The 18783-nt window shown below is 45.0% G+C and carries 16 protein-coding genes and 1 other annotated feature; of the genes, 13 read left to right on the forward strand and 3 right to left on the reverse strand.

The window, feature by feature from the left end; genetic code table 11:
- Positions 1 to 70 precede the first annotated feature (70 nt).
- From FQV26_RS02760 to FQV26_RS02795, 8 genes are all read left to right on the forward strand, one after another.
- Positions 71 to 733: a GntR family transcriptional regulator gene (locus FQV26_RS02760; protein WP_146555845.1), complete on the forward strand. Its 663-nt coding sequence runs from the start codon at positions 71 to 73 to the stop codon at positions 731 to 733.
- Between the two features lie 46 nt (positions 734 to 779).
- Positions 780 to 1838, forward strand: a complete 1059-nt coding sequence (locus FQV26_RS02765) for a tartrate dehydrogenase (RefSeq protein WP_146555846.1) — start codon at positions 780 to 782, stop codon at positions 1836 to 1838.
- A 151-nt stretch (positions 1839 to 1989) separates the two neighbouring features.
- Positions 1990 to 2835: an HpcH/HpaI aldolase/citrate lyase family protein gene (locus FQV26_RS02770; RefSeq protein WP_146555847.1), complete on the forward strand. Its 846-nt coding sequence runs from the start codon at positions 1990 to 1992 to the stop codon at positions 2833 to 2835.
- Positions 2836 to 2869: 34 nt separating this feature from the next.
- Positions 2870 to 4036: a mandelate racemase/muconate lactonizing enzyme family protein gene (locus FQV26_RS02775; RefSeq protein WP_186759600.1), complete on the forward strand. Its 1167-nt coding sequence runs from the start codon at positions 2870 to 2872 to the stop codon at positions 4034 to 4036.
- A 28-nt stretch (positions 4037 to 4064) separates the two neighbouring features.
- Positions 4065 to 4766, forward strand: coding sequence for a class I SAM-dependent methyltransferase (locus FQV26_RS02780; RefSeq protein WP_261384250.1), 702 nt, complete (start codon positions 4065 to 4067; stop codon positions 4764 to 4766).
- Between the two features lie 60 nt (positions 4767 to 4826).
- Complete coding sequence (locus FQV26_RS02785; protein ID WP_146555848.1) at positions 4827 to 6248, forward strand: SLC13 family permease; 1422 nt, start codon at positions 4827 to 4829, stop codon at positions 6246 to 6248.
- A 131-nt stretch (positions 6249 to 6379) separates the two neighbouring features.
- Entirely contained in the window at positions 6380 to 7546 is a 1167-nt protein-coding gene (locus FQV26_RS02790; protein ID WP_146555849.1) for a CaiB/BaiF CoA transferase family protein, read from the forward strand.
- Between the two features lie 32 nt (positions 7547 to 7578).
- A complete protein-coding gene (locus tag FQV26_RS02795) occupies positions 7579 to 8754 on the forward strand; it encodes an acyl-CoA dehydrogenase family protein (protein ID WP_146555850.1) in 1176 nt (391 codons plus the stop codon).
- A gap of 683 nt (positions 8755 to 9437) precedes the next feature.
- Here the strand turns inward: FQV26_RS02795 and FQV26_RS02800 are convergent.
- Positions 9438 to 10871: a M20 family metallopeptidase gene (locus FQV26_RS02800; RefSeq protein WP_146555851.1), complete on the reverse strand. Its 1434-nt coding sequence runs from the start codon at positions 10869 to 10871 to the stop codon at positions 9438 to 9440.
- A 237-nt stretch (positions 10872 to 11108) separates the two neighbouring features.
- Positions 11109 to 11336, forward strand: a binding site (T-box leader).
- A gap of 92 nt (positions 11337 to 11428) precedes the next feature.
- Here FQV26_RS02800 and FQV26_RS02805 point away from each other — a divergent pair.
- Together FQV26_RS02805 and serA are read left to right on the forward strand one after the other, a co-directional pair.
- Complete coding sequence (locus tag FQV26_RS02805) at positions 11429 to 12592, forward strand: pyridoxal-phosphate-dependent aminotransferase family protein (RefSeq protein WP_146557745.1); 1164 nt, start codon at positions 11429 to 11431, stop codon at positions 12590 to 12592.
- Positions 12589 to 14175 (forward strand): phosphoglycerate dehydrogenase, encoded by a 1587-nt coding sequence (serA, locus tag FQV26_RS02810; RefSeq protein ID WP_146555852.1) that lies wholly within the window; start codon positions 12589 to 12591, stop codon positions 14173 to 14175. Before FQV26_RS02805 ends, serA begins: the two co-directional genes overlap by 4 nt.
- Before the next feature lie 42 nt (positions 14176 to 14217).
- Here serA and FQV26_RS02815 read toward each other — a convergent pair whose 3' ends face one another.
- Positions 14218 to 15006 (reverse strand): HAD family hydrolase, encoded by a 789-nt coding sequence (locus FQV26_RS02815; protein ID WP_146555853.1) that lies wholly within the window; start codon positions 15004 to 15006, stop codon positions 14218 to 14220.
- Between the two features lie 138 nt (positions 15007 to 15144).
- On the opposite strand from FQV26_RS02815, the gene FQV26_RS02820 reads away from it, so the two are divergent.
- Together FQV26_RS02820 and FQV26_RS02825 are read left to right on the forward strand one after the other, a co-directional pair.
- Positions 15145 to 16248, forward strand: a complete 1104-nt coding sequence (locus tag FQV26_RS02820) for a nitric oxide synthase oxygenase (protein ID WP_146555854.1) — start codon at positions 15145 to 15147, stop codon at positions 16246 to 16248.
- Between the two features lie 13 nt (positions 16249 to 16261).
- Positions 16262 to 16477, forward strand: coding sequence for a hypothetical protein (locus tag FQV26_RS02825; protein WP_146557746.1), 216 nt, complete (start codon positions 16262 to 16264; stop codon positions 16475 to 16477).
- 523 nt (positions 16478 to 17000) lie between these two features.
- On the opposite strand, the gene FQV26_RS02830 is transcribed toward FQV26_RS02825, so the two are convergent.
- Positions 17001 to 17744, reverse strand: coding sequence for an SDR family NAD(P)-dependent oxidoreductase (locus FQV26_RS02830; protein WP_146555855.1), 744 nt, complete (start codon positions 17742 to 17744; stop codon positions 17001 to 17003).
- Positions 17745 to 17940: 196 nt separating this feature from the next.
- On the opposite strand from FQV26_RS02830, the gene FQV26_RS02835 reads away from it, so the two are divergent.
- Positions 17941 to 18660 (forward strand): YebC/PmpR family DNA-binding transcriptional regulator, encoded by a 720-nt coding sequence (locus FQV26_RS02835; protein ID WP_146555856.1) that lies wholly within the window; start codon positions 17941 to 17943, stop codon positions 18658 to 18660.
- The last annotated feature ends 123 nt before the right edge of the window (positions 18661 to 18783 follow it).

Consider the following 18783-nt stretch of genomic DNA (forward strand, 5'->3'; position numbering starts at 1 on the left):
GTGGTCTTTAATGTTAAAATACAAGTATTCTTTACTGAATCTAAAGGAAAACGTATTTAAGGGGTGCCATATGGAGAAATTCAAATTAACAGAACAGGATAGAGCCACTCTACAGTATAAAGTGACAAACAAGCTAAGGGAATTAATACTCAAAGGCGAGTTTAAAATGGGCGAACGTCTGATGCAAGAGGAATGGGCACATAAATTGGGTGTCAGCCGGATGCCGCTTCGAGAAGCTTTGCGTCAGCTGGAAGTGGAAGGTCTAGTCAGAATTGAACCAAGAAGAGGTGCCGTGGTCACGCCGATTTCTACTGAAGATATTGAAGAGATTTACCAATTGAGAGCCCTTCTGGAAGGTCAGGCAGTCGTGAAATCACTGCCTTATTTAGGGAATGAGGAAATACAGGAACTTGAGAATTTATACGATGCGATGATTGAGCTAAAAGCTGACGAAAGCGATGTCGAAGTTTTTATGAAGCTGAACTCAGAGTTTCATCGGATTTTAAGGGAAAGCTGTCCGTGGAGAAGGATCCAGGGATTCATCGAAACCTTATGGAAAGGAATTCCACCCTATACGCCGAGTCTATTATCAAATCACCTGGAAGATTCGCATGAGGAGCATCGGCTAATGCTAGAATACGTAAAGCAAAAAGACGAAGTCCAACTGAGAAGAATTACAGAAAAGCATATTTTAAGGACTAAAGAAAACTTGATCGAGATGATGAAAGAATAAAGTTTTATATAGGCAAGAAATCGGGCAAGCGAGAGGGGAAAACGGTATGAAGCAAGTGGAATTAGCGGTTATTCCGGGAGACGGCATTGGAAAAGAAGTTGTTCCTGAGGCATTGCGTGTTTTAGATGCGATAGCAGAAATCCATGGTGGTTTAAAATTCAACTCGATCCATCATCCCTGGAGCTCAGAATATTATGTGCAGCACGGGGAAATGATGCCAAAAGATGGTTTAAGCAAGATTGCGCAAAGCGATGCGGTATTCCTAGGTGCTGTTGGAGACCCTTCATTGGTGGCTGATCATATTTCACTCGGTGGCTTGCTGTTGAAAATCCGCCGAGAATTTGAGCAGGTCATCAATATCCGACCTGCAAAACAATTGAAAGGCATCATCTCTCCCTTATCAAACCCGAGAGATTTCGATATTGTGATTGTGCGCGAGAACAGCGAGGGCGAATACAGCAGTATTGGAGGCAGGGTTCACAGCGGTGAGGATGAAATTGTCATTCAAAATGCTGTTTTCACAAAAAAAGGAGTTTCCCGCGTCATCGAATATGCCTTCGAATTGGCCAGGCAGCGAAGCGGCCGAGTCACGAGCGCTACAAAATCCAACGGAATCGTCCACTCCATGCCGTTTTGGGATGAAGTGTTCAAAGAAGTTGCAAAGAATTACGATGATGTTCAAACCAATAGCGAACATATTGATGCTCTTTCAGCTTTCTTTATCACCAAACCGCAAACTATGGATGTTGTAGTGGCGAGCAACTTATTTGGAGATATTTTAAGTGATATTGGAGCAGCCATAATGGGCAGTATTGGAATTGCGCCTGCAGGGAATATCAATCTAAATGGGAAATATCCGTCCATGTTCGAGCCGGTGCATGGTTCAGCACCTGATATTTACGGCAAAGGAATCGCTAATCCCATCGGACAGATTTGGACAGCTAAAATGATGCTCGATCATTTCGGAGAACTTGAAATGGGTGCGCTGCTGCTGGAAGCTATTGAAACTTCAATGCAATCTGGCATCAAAACGGCAGACATAGGCGGAAGTTCTTCCACCTCTGAAGTGTCCGATGAAATCATAGCAATCCTCCGAAAAAATTAAAGGCGAATCGCTTACAAATAAGAGCGACCTCTGCTAACCAAAATGAACTAAATTTTCTGAAATCAATTTACATTCAGTGATTTATTTAGTAATATAAGCATTAAAATAATATTGTATCCAATATCCAATAGCTAGAGAGGAGGCAGCGAATGTGTCACGCTCTTATTTATTCGTGCCCTCAACGAATCTTTCAATAATAAAGAAAGCGGTTTCATCTTCTGCTGATATTGTCATAATTGACTTGGAAGACGCTGTCGCACTATCTGAAAAACAAGTTGCAAGAGAAGTGCTGAGAGAAGCTTTGACCGCATACAAAAAGGAAAGCAAAATTATCGTCCGCATAAACGATTTAGGGACGTCTTTTTGGGAAGAAGATTTAGAAGTGGCAATTTCAAATGGTGCTCGAGGCATTATGGTTCCAAAAGCAGAGACAGCGCAGGAAATTCAAGCTGTTGCCAATAGAATACGTAAGATTCGGGAAGTCAAAGACGAAGAATTTGAAATGATTCCATTGATTGAAAGTGCCAAGGGGATGCAATTCTCCTATACAATTGCATCCGCCGATCCGCTAGTTTCTGCTTTAGCATTCGGATCAATCGACTTTTCATTAGATATTGATTGCGAATTGACGCCTGAAGGGCTGGAACTGTTGTTTGCCCGTTCGCAATTGGTCATTGCATCAAAAGCTGCTGGCATCAGCTCTCCTATCGATGCAGTTTTTCCTGATTTAACAGATGAAGAAGGCTTGGAAAAACAAGCGTTGTTTGCTAAACAGCTTGGTTTTAAGGGGAAGCTGGTCATCCATCCAAAACAGCTGGAACTTGTCCATCAAGTATTTTCGCCCACAGCTAAGGAAGTTGAAGCAGCCAAAGAAATTGTTGAGGCATTTGAAAAGGCTGAAGAAAGTGGTGTTGCTTCGATTAAAGTAGGAGGACAGTTTGTGGATTATCCGGTTTATAAAAAAGCGAAAAAAGTACTGGGAAACAGAAAGTCCTAAGAAATCTTCCTAAAAATTTGATGAGGTGAGCAAAGTGAAAATAAAGAAAATCGATGTAAAAACAGTGCCAATCAGCAGTCCCATCCGGAATGCTTATATAGATTTTAGTAAAATGACTACTTCTGCATTAGCAATCACCACTGATGTCATCAAAGATGGAAAACCTGTAGTCGGCTACGGCTTTAACTCAAATGGACGGTATGCGCCTACTTGTCTATTGGAAGAGCGCTTTATCCCAAGGCTGCTGGAAGCGGATCCAAAAGATATCGTAACAGACGATGGATCCAACCTGGATCCGCATAAAATACATAACATTATCATGGCTAACGAAAAGCCGGGAGGCCACGGCGAGCGCGCAGTTGCAGTGGGAGTCATCGATATGGCAGTTTGGGATGCCGTTGCAAAAATTGAAGAGAAACCTTTATACCAATTGCTTGCGGATCGCTATGGTACAGGCAAAACGGATGACAAAGTATATATCTATGCGGCAGGCGGCTATTATTTCCCGGATAAAGGATTGACCGAACTGCAGGGCGAAATGAGATCTTATCTGGATTTGGGCTATCGTGACGTGAAAATGAAAGTCGGAGGCGCTTCGCTAAATGAAGATTTGCAGCGGATTGAAGCAGTTCTGGCCATTTTACCGAAAGGCAGCGGATTGATGATCGACGCAAATGGCCGTTTTGATTTGGATTATGCCATCGAATTTGGTGAAAAAGTGAAAGACTATGAGTTGATTTGGTACGAGGAAGCTGGAGATCCTTTGGATTATCATCTGCAAGCAGAACTTTCCAAACGTTATCCGCATGCCATGGCAACAGGCGAAAATCTGTTTTCGCTTCAGGATGCGACCAATTTAATTCGTTACGGAGGAATGAACCCGGAAAAAGATTTCCTGCAATTCGATTGTGCGCTTAGCTATGGCCTGGTGGAATACTTGCGGATTCTCGACATGATGAAAGAACACGGTTGGTCTTCACGCCGCTGCATTCCCCACGGCGGTCATCAACTGTCCCTTAATATTGCAGCGGGTCTGGCACTTCATGGCAATGAATCATACCCAGGAGTCTTTGAACCTTTTGGGGGATTTGCGGATCGGTATGCGGTGGAAGATGGCTATGTAGGGCTTCCTGAAGTACCGGGAATCGGCTTCGAAGAAAAAAGTAATTTGTATGGATTGTTGTTGACGATCGGAAAATAGTGGCTGGCTAAGGAAAGGAGGGGTAAAGATGGCCGAGAAAATGGAATTCAATCAAGAGATTGCGACAGAATATGATAAAGGGGTGAGGCGGACTTTGCCGACTTATGACCCGATGCTTCGCCTTTCGCAAACCTTTCTGCGAAGTGCTCTTAACGAAAACGCCGAAGTACTGGTAGTCGGCTGCGGAGGCGGCAACGAATTGAAAGCATTTGGTGTACCGAATCCGGAATGGCGTTTTACAGCTGTCGATCCTTCGAAGGCGATGCTGGAAGCGGCCAAAGCCAAAGCGGAGCATGCAGGAATTGAAGATCGCATCGAGTGGATAAATGGCACGGTCATGGAGGTGCCAACAGAAAAGAGCTTTGATGGGGCAACCTGTATTCTCGTGTTGCATTTCGTGCCTGAACTAGAAGACAAAAAGGCATTGCTGATGAAAATAAGAAGCCATCTAAATCCAGGTGCCCCTTTCGTATTGGTCAGTAAATTCGGAGATCCGAATGATTCCGAATTTAAAGAGCTGGTGGCTTTATGGAGAAACTACTGGCTGGATATGACCAATCTGCCTGAAGCGCAAGTGGATGAGCTCATGAAAGGAACTTTAACCGAATCCTCGATTTCTGAATCTGCCATACGTGGACTATTGAGGGAGTCGGGGTTTCACCGGGTTGCGAACTTTTTCAAAACCAATCATTTCGGCGGTTGGATTTGTTATGCGGCTTCAAAAGAATAAGGATTCATTCTTTCTGCTTTTAAGTGAAGCTTTTCGGCTGGAAAAAGGGAGGAAGAAAACATGAAAAGCAATATGGCAGAAAACAGGAAAACACTTCTGTTTATAGGCATCGCTGTTTTGGGTTTTCTTACCGCCTATTTTCTATTGCCGAATGAATTTTCCTACGCTGCTAAAGTAATGACCAGCATCATTACGCTTGGAATTATCTTATGGTCACTGGAACCGATTCCGATTGGATTGACGGCATTAATTATTCTGTTATTAATGCTATTGTTCGGAATTGCTGATACTTCGGTTATCTTCAGTGGATTTTCCTCGCCTGCCACTTATTTGATTGTTGGCGGTATGATGTTGGCCACCGCAGTCAACGAAACTGCCTTGATTAAGCGGATGAGCTATACGATTCTGAAAAAATGGGGCAGCCGATCAGCAGGATTGCTAGGCAGCATTATCATTATTCAACAAATCCAGGCGTTCTTTATTCCTTCTACTGCTGTTCGGTCGGCGCTGATTCTGCCAGTTTCAACGATGATCATCGAAACGACCCATGCTGAACCGGGTGGGAATCTGCGGAAAATGATTATGCTGGGAGTTGCTTTTGGAGGGATTATCAGCGGAACCTCTGTTATGACTGCGGCTATCGGCAATATTTTGACAGTGGAACTGCTCAATCGTTTTGCGGGAATCAATATCACGTATTTTCAATGGTTTTACTACACGTTTCCAATTTGGTTGATATTGATTCCGGCAATATGGCTCATGCTGCTGAAGGTCTTTCCATTATCTGAAGACCAACAATACTTTCCAGCAATCAAAGATGAAATGACGGAGAAGTTGAAGGAATTGGGTCCGGTCAACGCGCGGGAAATACGCTGTTTGGCCATTCTGCTGGCAATCGTGATTTTTTGGCTGACAGAACCTCTTCATGGCCTGCATCCCAGTGTACCGGCATTAGCCGGTGTGGTGCTGATGACATTGCCAATTATCGGTGTCGCTTCATGGGAACCGGTCGTCCGGATCAACTACAATACCGTTTTGTTGATCAGTGTCACATTGTCTATGGGCTATACATTCGTGGATTCGGGTGCAGCTACTACCATCAGCCAATATCTCAGTGTGGGCTGGTTTATGCAGCTTATCCAAAATCCGTTTTCTGCTGTGGTCATCGTCATTGTTCTGGCTCAGATATTTCATAAGATGATTTCCAATGTCGCGACCGCTGTTGTGGTGCTGGTGCCGATTGTCATAAGCGTCGCGCAAAACGCCGGCATTGATCCACTGGCAATTGCTTTTACAACGGGATTGACCTGCCTTTTCGGATTTGTGCTGATTGTAGAATCCATGCCGAACCTGATTGCCCACAGCACCGGAATGATTTCGCAAAAAGATTTTTTGAAGCCCGGTTTATACGCCACAGTCCTATCAATGGCAACAACTATTCTGGTAGCTGCTACTTGGTGGAATTGGATTGGGCTGATTTGAACAAAGGTTTAAGTTGGGCTGCTTATTTTTAAATGAACACTATTGTGCTGAAACTACTCTTCAAACCTTTTTTAAAGCTATATAAAAAGATGATTTTAGTTCAACTAATACATCCAGAAGGAGGAATTCATATGCTGCCATTGGAAGGAATAACCGTTGTTTCTTTGGAACAGGCTGTTGCAGCGCCTTTTGCGACAAGGCAATTAGCCGATTTGGGTGCCCGCGTCATTAAGGTGGAACGGCCTGGGGTAGGGGATTTTGCCAGAAACTATGACAAAACGGTCAAAGGAATGGCCAGCCATTTTGTGTGGATTAATCGTTCAAAAGAGTCGTTGGCGCTAGATTTAAAACAGGAAGAGGCCAAGGAGGTTTTGCATAAATTGCTGGAAAAGGCAGATGTGTTCCTGCACAATCTTGCTCCAGGTGCGGTTGATCGGCTGGGATTCAGCGCCGCCGAACTGAAGGAGAAGTATCCAGAGCTGATCATTTGCTCGATTTCCGGTTATGGCACTGTTGGGCCTTACACCAATAAAAAAGCATATGATTTGCTGATCCAATGTGAAGCGGGGCTGGTATCAGTTACCGGAACTGAGGATACGCCCTCTAAAGCTGGAATTTCCATTGCGGATATTGCGGCAGGCATGTATGCCTATACCGGTGTGCTAACCGCTATCATTTCGCGCTATAAAACTGGAAAAGGTGCAATCATAGAAGTTTCCATGCTTGAAGCACTGGCGGAATGGATGGGATACCCTCTCTATTACTCTGCTTATGGAGAAAATGAACCCCAGCGAACCGGGGCAAGCCATGCAACAATTTATCCATATGGTCCTTTTAAAGCGGGGGACGGAAAAATGGTCTTTATGGGAATTCAAAATGAACGAGAATGGGTGGAGTTTTGTGAAACTGTATTAAATGATCCCGGTCTGGCATCTGATGCATTATTCAATAGCAATTCCCACCGAGTCGCCAATAAAACGGCTTTGAAAACAATTATCGAAGACGTATTTCAGACGATGGATTCCAGTCAAGTTATCGAGCGGCTGGAGCAGTCACGGATTGCCAATGCACGGCTGAATACGATGAATGAATTGGTCGAGCATCCACAATTAGCGGCACGCAATCGCTGGAGGGAAGTGGATTCGCCAGTCGGTAAATTAAAAGCGCTGATTCCTCCTGTTACATCAGATGAAGTGGATACCGTCATGAATCCAATTCCGGAAGTTGGCGAACATACGCAAACCATTCTATCGGAGCTTGGGTTTTCAGATCAGCAAATCGGCAAATTGACTACCTAACGAAAAGCGGGCATTCGAAAGGGGAAATGAGAATGACAAAATTAACATCACTGGAACGAGAGCAGTTGCGGCAGGAAGTGAGAAAGCTATGTTCAAAATTCCCTAATTCCTATTGGAGAAAGTTGGATCTTGAGCGGGAATACCCGTATGAATTTGTGGATGCATTAACAAAAAGCGGGTACTTGTCAGCATTGATTCCTGAACAGTATGGCGGCAAAGGTTACGGGATGATGGAAGCGACCGTCATTTTGGAAGAAATCAACCGCTCCGGAGGGCATGCTGCTGGTTGCCATGCTCAGATGTATACAATGGGCGCATTATTGAAGCATGGCAGCGAAGAACAAAAAAAACAATATCTCCCTGGAATTGCAGATGGCTCAATCCGCTTTCAGGCATTTTCCGTGACGGAAGAAAAAGCAGGATCGAATACAACTGCAATTGAGACTTTTGCTGAAAAAACGGCGAATGGCTATGTGGTCAATGGCCATAAAAATTGGACCAGCCGCTTACAACAGTCGGATTTGGTGATGCTTCTCGCACGAACAACTCCGATTGAGGAAGTTGGGGAACGGCGGACGGAAGGGCTTAGCCTGTTCCTGGTGGACCTGCGAATCATTCGTGAGCAACAGCCAGAATCTCTGATTGTTGAGCCGGTCCGTGCAATGTTCAATTATGCAACCAATCAAGTCTGGTACAAAAACATGGAAATTCCGGCTGAATGTTTGATTGGAGAAGAAGGCAAAGGGTTTCGCTATGTGCTGGACGGCATGAATGCGGAGAGGACTTTATTGGCAGCGGAAGCGATTGGCGACGGTTATTTCTTTATTGATAAAGCCACCAACTATGCCAATGAGCGCGAGGTCTTCAACCGGAAAATAGGTGAAAATCAAGGGATCCAATTCCCCATTGCCCGCGCTTATGCAGCAATAAAAGCAGCCGACTTGATGCGTTATGAAGCAGCAAGGCGATTTGATGAGGATGAAAAATTTGGAGAACAGGCCAATCTGGCGAAATTTTTGTCCAGTGAAGCGAGCTGGCAGGCAGCGAATGTCTGCCTGGATACATTTGGCGGTTATGGATTTGTCGATGAGTATGACGTGGAACGGAAGTTCAGAGAAACAAGAATGTATCAGGTGGCACCTGTCAGCAACAATATGATTTTGGCTTATCTTGGACAGAATGTCCTGAAGATGCCGCGCTCCTATTGAGGTCTATAAAAAAAGACGGCAGAATTTTTCCTACCGTCTGAGCTTGTAGACAAAAGAATATATATGTCACTAAACGAATGAAACTTTATTTCATTTTACTTGCACCGGATCCTGCGCTCCAGGCGGACGCGTTCCGCGGGCTCGCGCCGAACTAACTCGGCCTTACGTCCGAGTGGATTTCGGCACTTCGCTTTCCCGCAGGAAGCGAGTCGGGCTGTGCCTGACTCGTTTGCGACGAAGCAGCGCAGCGATGCAGGAGCATATCTCTGCCCTTCGCCGCCTTGCGCTTCGGATCCTCGAGTGAAGGGTTTTTTAACAGTCTTACTCAGGCTTTATTTATCCTGAGCTGACTAGCAGGCTTCTGCCTTTGATTGAAACCATACGATCCCGACCGGGCTGGCCACGAAGACTCCTGTTGGAAGCAGCGCAGCGACGAAAGCTGAAGACCCCACAGGAAAGGCATTGGCCGAAGCTTGCAAGGACAAGCCTTTGCGACGAAGCTAGCGCAGCGATGCAGGAGCATGGGTTTTTCCAGTGACGAGGAGGCTGAAGCTGAGCCCACGGAAAGCGAAGTGGCCAGCCCGGTTGGATTATACATCCTATTCATTTTAATTTGACTTTGTCTACAGTCTGAGACAGCAGAATTTTTCCTGCCGTCTTTTTTAATGCTCTATAACGTTAGCTTATTTTACAGCCGATGGCTTGACGCCTTCTGGTATTGGACAAGTATACGGTTCTTTCGCCCGCTTCTGTTCATGTTCGTCTTTGATTGCCTGCAGATCTTTAGGATTATTGAACAAATGGATGGCAGTGTTCGCCATAGCTTCGGAAGACAGTAGCATGCCGCTGTGGGCAAACGAGCTGATGCCTTGCGTTACCATTTGCCAAGTATGAAGAGGTGTCCCAAGTGCTGACGTGGCAGTAGTCAATTGAGCTGTCGGGACCACCCAGCTGACATCCGAAACGTCGGTGGAACCTGCCATGACTTCATCGGATGGGACATAATCGGAAATGATGTCCGAAAGGTATTTGCCTTCGAACTCGCTGCCGTCACCGCTGTAGCCAAAACTTTTGATGCCGGCAAGGAAATTATTTTTTTCGCCTTCAGACAAGGTCTGCCAAATGTCGGCAGCAAATTCCTTTTCTTCAGCTGTGGGACTGATTGCCCCTGCTTCGTGTAATTTATCGTTTAGAATCGTTTCCAGTGTTCGATTGGGTTCATAATTGGAGCAAGCTTTATCGAAGACGATCGTCATACTGGTTTCGGTCATCAATGCAGCACCCTCCGCAATTTTACAGACACGTTTATAGATTTCATCTACTTGTGCGACTTTAGGCGCGCGGATCAAATACAGCACTTCCGCTTCAGACTGAACAACGTTCGGTGAAAATCCTCCGCTGTTGGTGATGGCGTAATGCATTCGCGCTTCCTGTACGACATGCTCGCGCAAGTAATTGACGCCGACATTCATCAACTCCACTGCATCCAATGCACTGCGTCCTAAATGGGGGGAATTTGCTGCATGCGAAGCGATGCCTTTAAATCGGAAATAGACCTGGTAGTTGGCAAGGCTGGATAAACTCATGATTGTATTCGCAGAAGAAGGATGCCAGGTTAACGCAACATCCAAGCCGTCAAAAACCCCTTCACGCACCATGAAGGTTTTTCCGGAACCGCCTTCCTCGGCAGGACATCCATAAAACTTCACGGTTCCGCTAATATCGTTTTCCGTAAGATAAGCTTTAACCGCATATGCCGCAGCGAGGGAGCCTGTGCCAAGCAGGTTGTGCCCGCAGCCATGCCCAACCCCGCCCTGCTCCAAAGGTTCTTGTTGGGTTGAATTGGCTTTTTGACTGAGTCCGGATAAGGCATCGAATTCACCCAAAAACCCGATGACAGGCTTTCCTTCACCGTAGGATGCAACAAATGCTGTTTCGATGCCGCCCACTCCCCGTTCAACGATAAACCCTTCTTTTTCAAGTTCATCAGCTAAAAAAGAAGCTGACTCAAATTCTTGGTAGCGCGTTTCAGGATGTTCCCAAACATATTGGCTGATTGATTCAAAGCGATTCCTATTGCTCGATAAGTAGCCGCTGACTGCAGAGTCGATTGCCATATCAGTTCCTCCTTTGAAATAAATTCATAACCATTATAACAAAAATACACTCAATTCTGAAAAAAGGAACAAATTGATTCACTAAATCAAATTATGAAAATATTTTTTGTTTTTATTAGAGCTATACGGCTTCTAGGTTTATGAAAAATGGAACCGTTTTCAAAAAGTCTAAATATTTTTTATATATTGACAATGGATTTTAAGCTGTATATGATGGAGTCAATTCAAATATACAGATTAACTATGTTGATGGAGATACGCTTTGTGCAGAGAAATTTCAAGAGAGCTGATGGTTGGTGAGAATCAGTGGTTTCGGCATTTTGCAGCACTCCTGAATAGATGGATTGAACACCCCAGTAGGTCCATCCGTGTCATGTCCGTTACGCATGTGAACCAATGAGACTGTCAAATTACTGACAGTGAATTAGGGTGGTACCGCGAAATGGAAGACTCTTCGCCCCTTGCATCTTTATGTAAGGGCGAAGAGTCTTTTTTGTCGTCTTTATACAATCACTGCCCGCAAAAGCGGGGAAATCGAGAGGGGAATGAAATCTATTATGCTGACAGACCAACAAATTTTACGAATCCCAGGACCAACTCCAATTCCGCCAAGCGTGCAACGCGCAATGGCACAACCGATGATCGGCCACCGTGGCCAAAGCACATCTGAAATGATCAGCGACATCAGACCGAAATTGAAACGGGTTTTTGGAACCAAGCAGGAAGTCGTGATTCTTACAGGCAGCGGAACTGCAGGACTGGAAACCGCCGTAGTTAATACGGTTGCTCCTGGAGAAGAAGTTCTCGTACTCGTAACAGGTGCATTCGGAGATCGGTTTGCGAAAATTTGTAAAGCATATGATATTCAAACCCATGTCTTTGAAGTGGAATGGGGATTGGCAGTTGATCCGGAAGCGGTAAAAAATTTTCTTTTGGAGCATCCAGAAATCAAAGTGGTCTTCTCGACATTCTGCGAAACTTCTACTGGCGTGCTGAATCCAATCAAAGAATTGGCAGCCGCTGTAAAAGAAGTATCTGAAGCTTTGGTCATTGTCGACGGCGTGTCTTGTGTAGCCGGCACAGAAACCGAAATGGACAAATGGGGGATCGACGTGGTTGTCACCGGTTCACAAAAAGCCTTTATGCTGCCGGCAGGACTTTCATTTATTGCTGCGAGTGACCGCGCTTGGAAGAAAATCGAAGCTAATCCTCAGCCGCGTTTTTACTTAGACCTTAAAAAGCACCGCGACAATATATTAAAAGATACGACACCTTTTACACCGGCATTATCAATTTTATTCGGTTTGCAGCAAGTGCTTGACTTGCTTGAAGAAGAAGGGCTGGAAAATGTGTATGCTAGACACCGCTTGATGATGAACATGACCCGTGCTGCCTTTAAAGCATTGAGCATCCCATTGCTGACTTCCGATAAAGATGCATCGCCGACAGTCACGGCAGTAAAACCAGATGATTTCGACCCGGAAGAATTCCGCAAAGTAATGAAAAAAGAATTTGCTTTAGAAGTAGCCGGCGGACAGCAGCATCTGGCGAAAAAGATATTCCGTATCGGCCATATGGGCTATTGCTCGCCAGCAGATGTACTGCAGACAATCGCAGCGATGGAAATCGGTTTGATGAAAGTAGGAAAAGAAATCGAACTCGGCAAAGGGATTGCCGCTGCACAGCAAGTCTTTTTAACAGAAGGGAAGGAAACTAAATGACTTTTCATGTTTTGATCAGTGATCCACTCAGCGAAGAAGGAATCTACCCACTTCGTCAGGCAAATGGCGTGAATATTGTTATGGAAACCAATTTAACACCTGAACAATTGGGCGAGCGTATTGACGGATTTGACGCGTTGCTGGTCCGGAGCCAGACACAGGTAACTCGGGAATTGATTGAAAAAGCGTCAAATTTGAAGATTATCGGGCGTGCAGGGGTCGGCGTCGACAACATTGATCTGGAAGCTGCTACAGAGCATGGCATTATCGTGGTCAATGCACCAGATGGCAATACCAACTCAGCCGCTGAACATACGATGGCAATGCTCATGTCAATGGCACGCAAAATCCCTCAAGCGTTTCATGCTTTGCGCAATCAAAAATGGGATCGCAAGTCCTATGTAGGCGTCGAGTTGAAAAACAAAACGCTTGGAGTAGTCGGGTTTGGCCGGATCGGCCAAGAAGTAGCGGCACGTGCAAAAGGCCAGCGGATGAACATCATTGCTTACGATCCGTTTCTGACTGCTGAAAAAGCGGAAAAACTGGGAGTGGATTTTGGATCGGTGGAAGATGTGCTGAAAGTGGCAGATTTTGTTACTGTTCATACGCCATTATTGAAAGAGACCAAGCATTTGATCAATAAAGAGGCATTTGAAATCATGAAAGATGGCGTCCAAATCGTCAATTGTGCCCGCGGCGGCATCATCGATGAAAATGCGTTGTTCGATGCAGTGAAATCAGGCAAAGTGGCCGGAGCGGCACTGGATGTTTTTGAACAGGAGCCCATGGTTGATTTCCGTTTGCTGGATTTGCCGGAAATCATTGCAACGCCTCATTTGGGTGCGAGCACCTTTGAAGCTCAGGAAAGCGTAGCTGTGGATGTCAGCATGGACGTAGTCAGCTACTTCACGACGGGAACTGTCCGCAATTCAGTGAATCTGCCGTCTGTACCAAAAGAAATCATGAAGAAAATCGAACCTTACTTTGATTTGTCAGAGCGTTTAGGCGCCTTTTTAACGGACTTGACCGGCGCAGCTGCCGAGGAAGTCAATGTCCGCTATGCTGGTGATTTAGCCAATATGGAAGTCGGACCGTTGACGCGCAATATGTTGAAAGGCATGCTGAAGCGCCATCTTGGCAAACATGTCAATGACGTTAATGCCATGTACATCGCCAATCAAAAAGGAATTGTCGTGAACGAGCAAAAGACTACAGAATCCAAAGGGTTTACAAGCCTGATCACGGTAGAAGTGAAAACGGCAAAAGGAACACGAAAAGCAGCCGGCACCTTATTAAATGGACAAGGCGCACGTATCGTCAAAGTAGATGATTATTTAGTGGATGTGGTGCCAGAAGGGCATTTGCTATATGTTCGCCATAATGACCGTCCGGGTGTTATCGGACGTGTCGGAACTTTGCTCGGTCAAGAAAATGTCAACATTGCCACCATGCAGGTGGGACGCTCGAATATAGGCGGAGATGCAATCATGATGCTGTCCATCGATAAACCAGCCGAAACCAGCAGTCTGGAGCAACTAGCCAAACTGGATGAAATTGAGGGAGTGACACCCATCAATCTATAAATGACACAAAAGAGGCCCTCGCCATGAGGGCCTCTTTTGTGTTTAAATTTGTTCCAGCAGCTGAAGCAATTCTTCTAAATGCTGGATTTCGTATGTCGGAATAATGGATTCATGCGGAGCTTTTTGTTCCCGGTTTACCCAGACAGAACGGATCCCCGCTTTTTCGGCCCCGATGATATCTGTCATCAAATTGTCTCCAACCATCAACACCTCATCTGCAGAAAAACCGAACTGCGATAAAGCGTGATGGAAGATGCTCGGATCCGGTTTTCCTCTTCCAAAAGCGCCGGATATGATGATGTGGTCAAAGAAAGGAGCGATTTCCGGTGTGATTTCAAGTTTGGACTGCTGCAGGCTCGGAGAACCATTCGTCAAAAGTAGTAATTGATAATGTCCTTTTAAGTCTTCCAATACCTTTAGGCTTTCTTCGTAAAGAACAGGGTTTCTTTTACGGGCTTCAGGGAAGTATTCAGCAAGCTGACCACCGATATGGGAACTGTTTTCAATGCCGATTTTTTTCAAGCCGGCTGTCCAGGATTCCTTTCGATAAGCTGGAACAATGGTTTTCATTTGCTGAAAATCAGTTCCTTCATCGTCAAAGGTTCCCCAAAGTCCTTCAAAGGGATTAATGCCGATCATTTTGGTGAACTCATATGTATCATATCCTGCGTAAAGCTCAGTTGCTGCAGCTCTTACTGCTTCTTCCAAGCCGGAACAATTTTGGCCCGTTAATTCTTCAGCCAATTGGCACGTTTCCTGGAACGCTTTTTCAACACTTTTCTTGTCCCATAATAAAGTATCATCTAAATCGAAAAAAATCGCTTTGACCATCGGTTTGAGTTCCTCCTGACAATATTTTTACTTTGCTTAAGTGTACTGGAAAAGGGGATAAAAACATAGGGAGTTCGGAGTTCTGTCACTGAAAAGAACAAGGGGCAGGTGATATGATATGGGCAGGGAGTGAAAACAATGACAATAAGCAATTCGACCATGTTTTTATTGGAAGAAGCCATTGACTATATAGAAATTTGCTATGAAGAATTGGGCAAGAGTAAGCAGCTGAAAGCCGAAAGGCTGCTCGAAATCGAATTGGAAATCGAACAGACAGGAACTTACACCCACAGTTATGAAGAGTTGGAACATGGAGCACGCATGGCCTGGCGAAACAATAACCGCTGCATCGGCCGATTGTTCTGGAACTCTCTTACAGTGTTTGACGAGCGTCATCAAACGACGGCAGAAGGTATATTTGATGCACTGATAAAGCATATCGATTTTGCATCAAACCAAGGAAAAATCCGGCCAGCCATTACAGTATTCCGGGCAACGCAGAAAAATGAAGACTCCATACGCTTATGGAATCATCAGTTGATCCGTTACGCGGGGTACGAAACTCCTGACGGTGTTATCGGCGATTCAAGTTCAGTGGAATTCACGAAACATTGCCAGGGACTTGGATGGCAAGGAGCAGGCACGGCTTTTGATGTGTTGCCATTGGTGATCCAATTGCCGGGAGAGAAGCCTGTTTTGAAAGAAATTCCCAATCAGTCGATTATGGAAGTCGAAATCGGCCATCCGGAAATACCGGAATTTTCACAGTTGGACATCAAGTGGTATGGAATTCCTATTATTTCAGACATGCGATTGGAAATCGGTGGAATCGAATACAAGATGGCCCCTTTTAATGGCTGGTATATGGGTACCGAAATCGGCGCAAGAAATCTGGCGGACGAAGAACGTTATAATTTCTTGCCTGCTGTGGCAGAACTTATGCAATTAAATACGCAGTCGAACCGTTCTTTATGGAAGGACAGAGCTTTGGTTGAATTGAATATTGCCGTTTTGGAATCTTTCCAAGAAGCAGGTGTGACCATCGTCGATCACCATACAGCCGCCAAGCAATTCAAAAATTTCGAGAAAAAAGAAGAACTGGAAGGGCGCGACGTCACTGGTAACTGGGCGTGGCTGATTCCGCCGATGTCTCCGGCTACGACCCATATTTTCCATAAGCCCTATAACAATTCTTTGGTCAAGCCAAATTATTTCCATCAAAAAGCCCCCTATCAATTATAAGGAGAGGATCATGATGAAAGAATTTAAAGTGACTTATTTTTTCGATGAAGAGCATTATATTCGCCGTTTTATCCATGCCGAATCCCAGGAGAAGGCGGAAAAGCTGATACAGAGTGAGCGCGATCAGTATATCTCTTTCCACGACAGCCGGGGAATTTATCATGAATTGAACACCAGGGGCGTTCGGGTCATCCAGATTTCTGAATATCACCGGACGGACAAAGTATAACAAAAACGCAGCCTGCAATAGGCTGCATTGAGCTTATAGACAAAAGAATATATACTACTAAACGAATGAAACCTTATTTCATCTTACTTGCACCGGATCCTGCGCTCCAGGCGGACGCGTTCCGCGGGCTTGCGCCGAACTAACTCGGCCTTACGTCCGAGTGGATTTCGGCACTTCGCTTTCCCGCAGGAGTCGCCGCCTTGCGCTCCGGATCCTCGAGTGAAGGATTTTTTAGCAATCTTACTCAGGCTTTATTTATCCCAAGAAGACTAGCAGGCTACTTCCTTTGATTGAACCAACACGTTTTAAACCGGGCTGGCCACGAAGACTCCTGTGGTATCAGCGAAAGCTGAAGACCCCGCAGGAACGCAGTGACGAGGAGGCTGAAGCTGAGCCCACGGAAAGCGAAGTGGCCAGACCGGTTGGTTTATACATCCTATTCATTTTGGTTTGACTTTGTCTACAGTCTGAACGCAGCCTGAAATAGGCTGCGTTTTTATTGTAAACTAATTTAAGCTAAAAGTTATTTGAAACTCAGGAAGCCATCGTCCACGGCAACGGTTGACCCATTGATGGCTGCGGCTTCTTCAGAGAACAAGAATTTGACGACATTCGCCACTTTTTCAGGCTGAATCAGCTCATTGTGCATATGCAGAGCTGAAAGTGCTTTTTTCATTTCGGGATCCTCCCCGAGAATAGGTGTATCAATAAATCCAGGGGCGACGCCCACTACACGAATGCCATGTTCAGCAAGTTCAAGCGCTCCTGATTTTGACATCATGACGACAGCAGCTTTTGCAGCATTATAGTTGAAGCTGCCTTTAGCAGCCATTGAGCCATAAATTGACGCAGTGTTGACGATTGCGCCGGTTGTACCGAGCTCTACCATTTTCTTTGCGCCGTAGTAGATTCCGTAATAGACACTGTGCTGATCGACATCAATTACTTTATGGTAGGAAGCAGGATCCATTTCAAGCAAAGGCTTTACAAGACCGATGCCTGCATTATTGAAAATGCCGTTCAAAGTGCCAAATTTCTCGACAGCGAAGTCGACCATCGCTTCCACTTGCTCCGCTTTTGACACATCCACTTTGAATGAGGCGGCTTTTCCGCCTTCAGATTCAATATGAGACACGGTTTCATTAGCACCGTCTTCATTGAAATCGGCTACCACAATGGAATAGCCTTCTTTTGCTAATTGATATGAAGCATGACGTCCAATTCCGCTGGCGCCACCTGTGATGATTAAGACTTTGTTTTCTGCCATTATAAGTTCCTCCTATAAAGTTGTTGTTTTCTTTACAACTCAACACTACTCCTAATTAATCTTGAATTCAAAGTATTTGATCAGATAGAAACTAAGGTTTTTAACTGCAAAATACGTTACATCCCAAAAATATATACTATAATAGTACATAGTGAACTTCATAGAAAATGAGAATTTATAGAGAGAAGGAAATTTAATGGGACGCAAATGGAATAATATTAAAGAGAAGAAAGCATCCAAAGATGCCAACACAAGCCGGATTTATGCGAAATTCGGACGTGAAATATATGTAGCTGCGAAGCAAGGCGAGCCGGATCCCGAGTCGAACCAAGCCTTAAAGGTAGTTTTGGAACGTGCAAAAACCTATAGTATCCCGAGAGCAATTATTGACCGGGCAGTGGAAAAGGCCAAAGGCGGATCTGAAGAAAGCTATGATGAATTGCGCTATGAAGGATTCGGCCCTAACGGCTCTATGGTGATTGTGGATACTTTGACAAACAATGTAAACCGGACGGCATCGGATGTTCGTGCAGCTTTCGGCAAAAATGGCGGCAATATGGGCGTCAGCGGATCGGTCGCTTATATGTTCGATCATACAGCTGTATTCGGCATCGAAGGCAAAACAGCTGATGAAGTGTTGGAATTGATGATGGAAGCGGATATCGATGTCCGTGACGTCATGGAAGAAGAAGACGGCGTTATCGTCTATGCAGAACCGGATCAGTACCATTTGGTGCAGGAAGCATTCAAAAGTGCCGGTATTACAGAATTTACGGTAGCCGAGCTGACGATGCTTGCTCAAAATGAATTGCCTCTGCCGGAAGATGCTCAGACGCAATTCGAAAAAATGATCGATGCCATTGAAGATTTAGAAGATGTTCAACAGGTTTATCATAATGTGGATTTAGGAGAATAAAAGCAAGGAGCGCTTGGAGTATATCGAAGCGCTTCTTTTTTTTGAAAAAAATTCTGATAATTAAAAATTTGACTTGTAATTCAAAAACAGAACAATTATACTAACTTTGAAGCAATAGTAGAA

The sequence above is a fragment of the Planococcus sp. CPCC 101016 genome (assembly GCF_007859295.1).
Lineage (GTDB): Bacteria > Bacillota > Bacilli > Bacillales_A > Planococcaceae > Planococcus.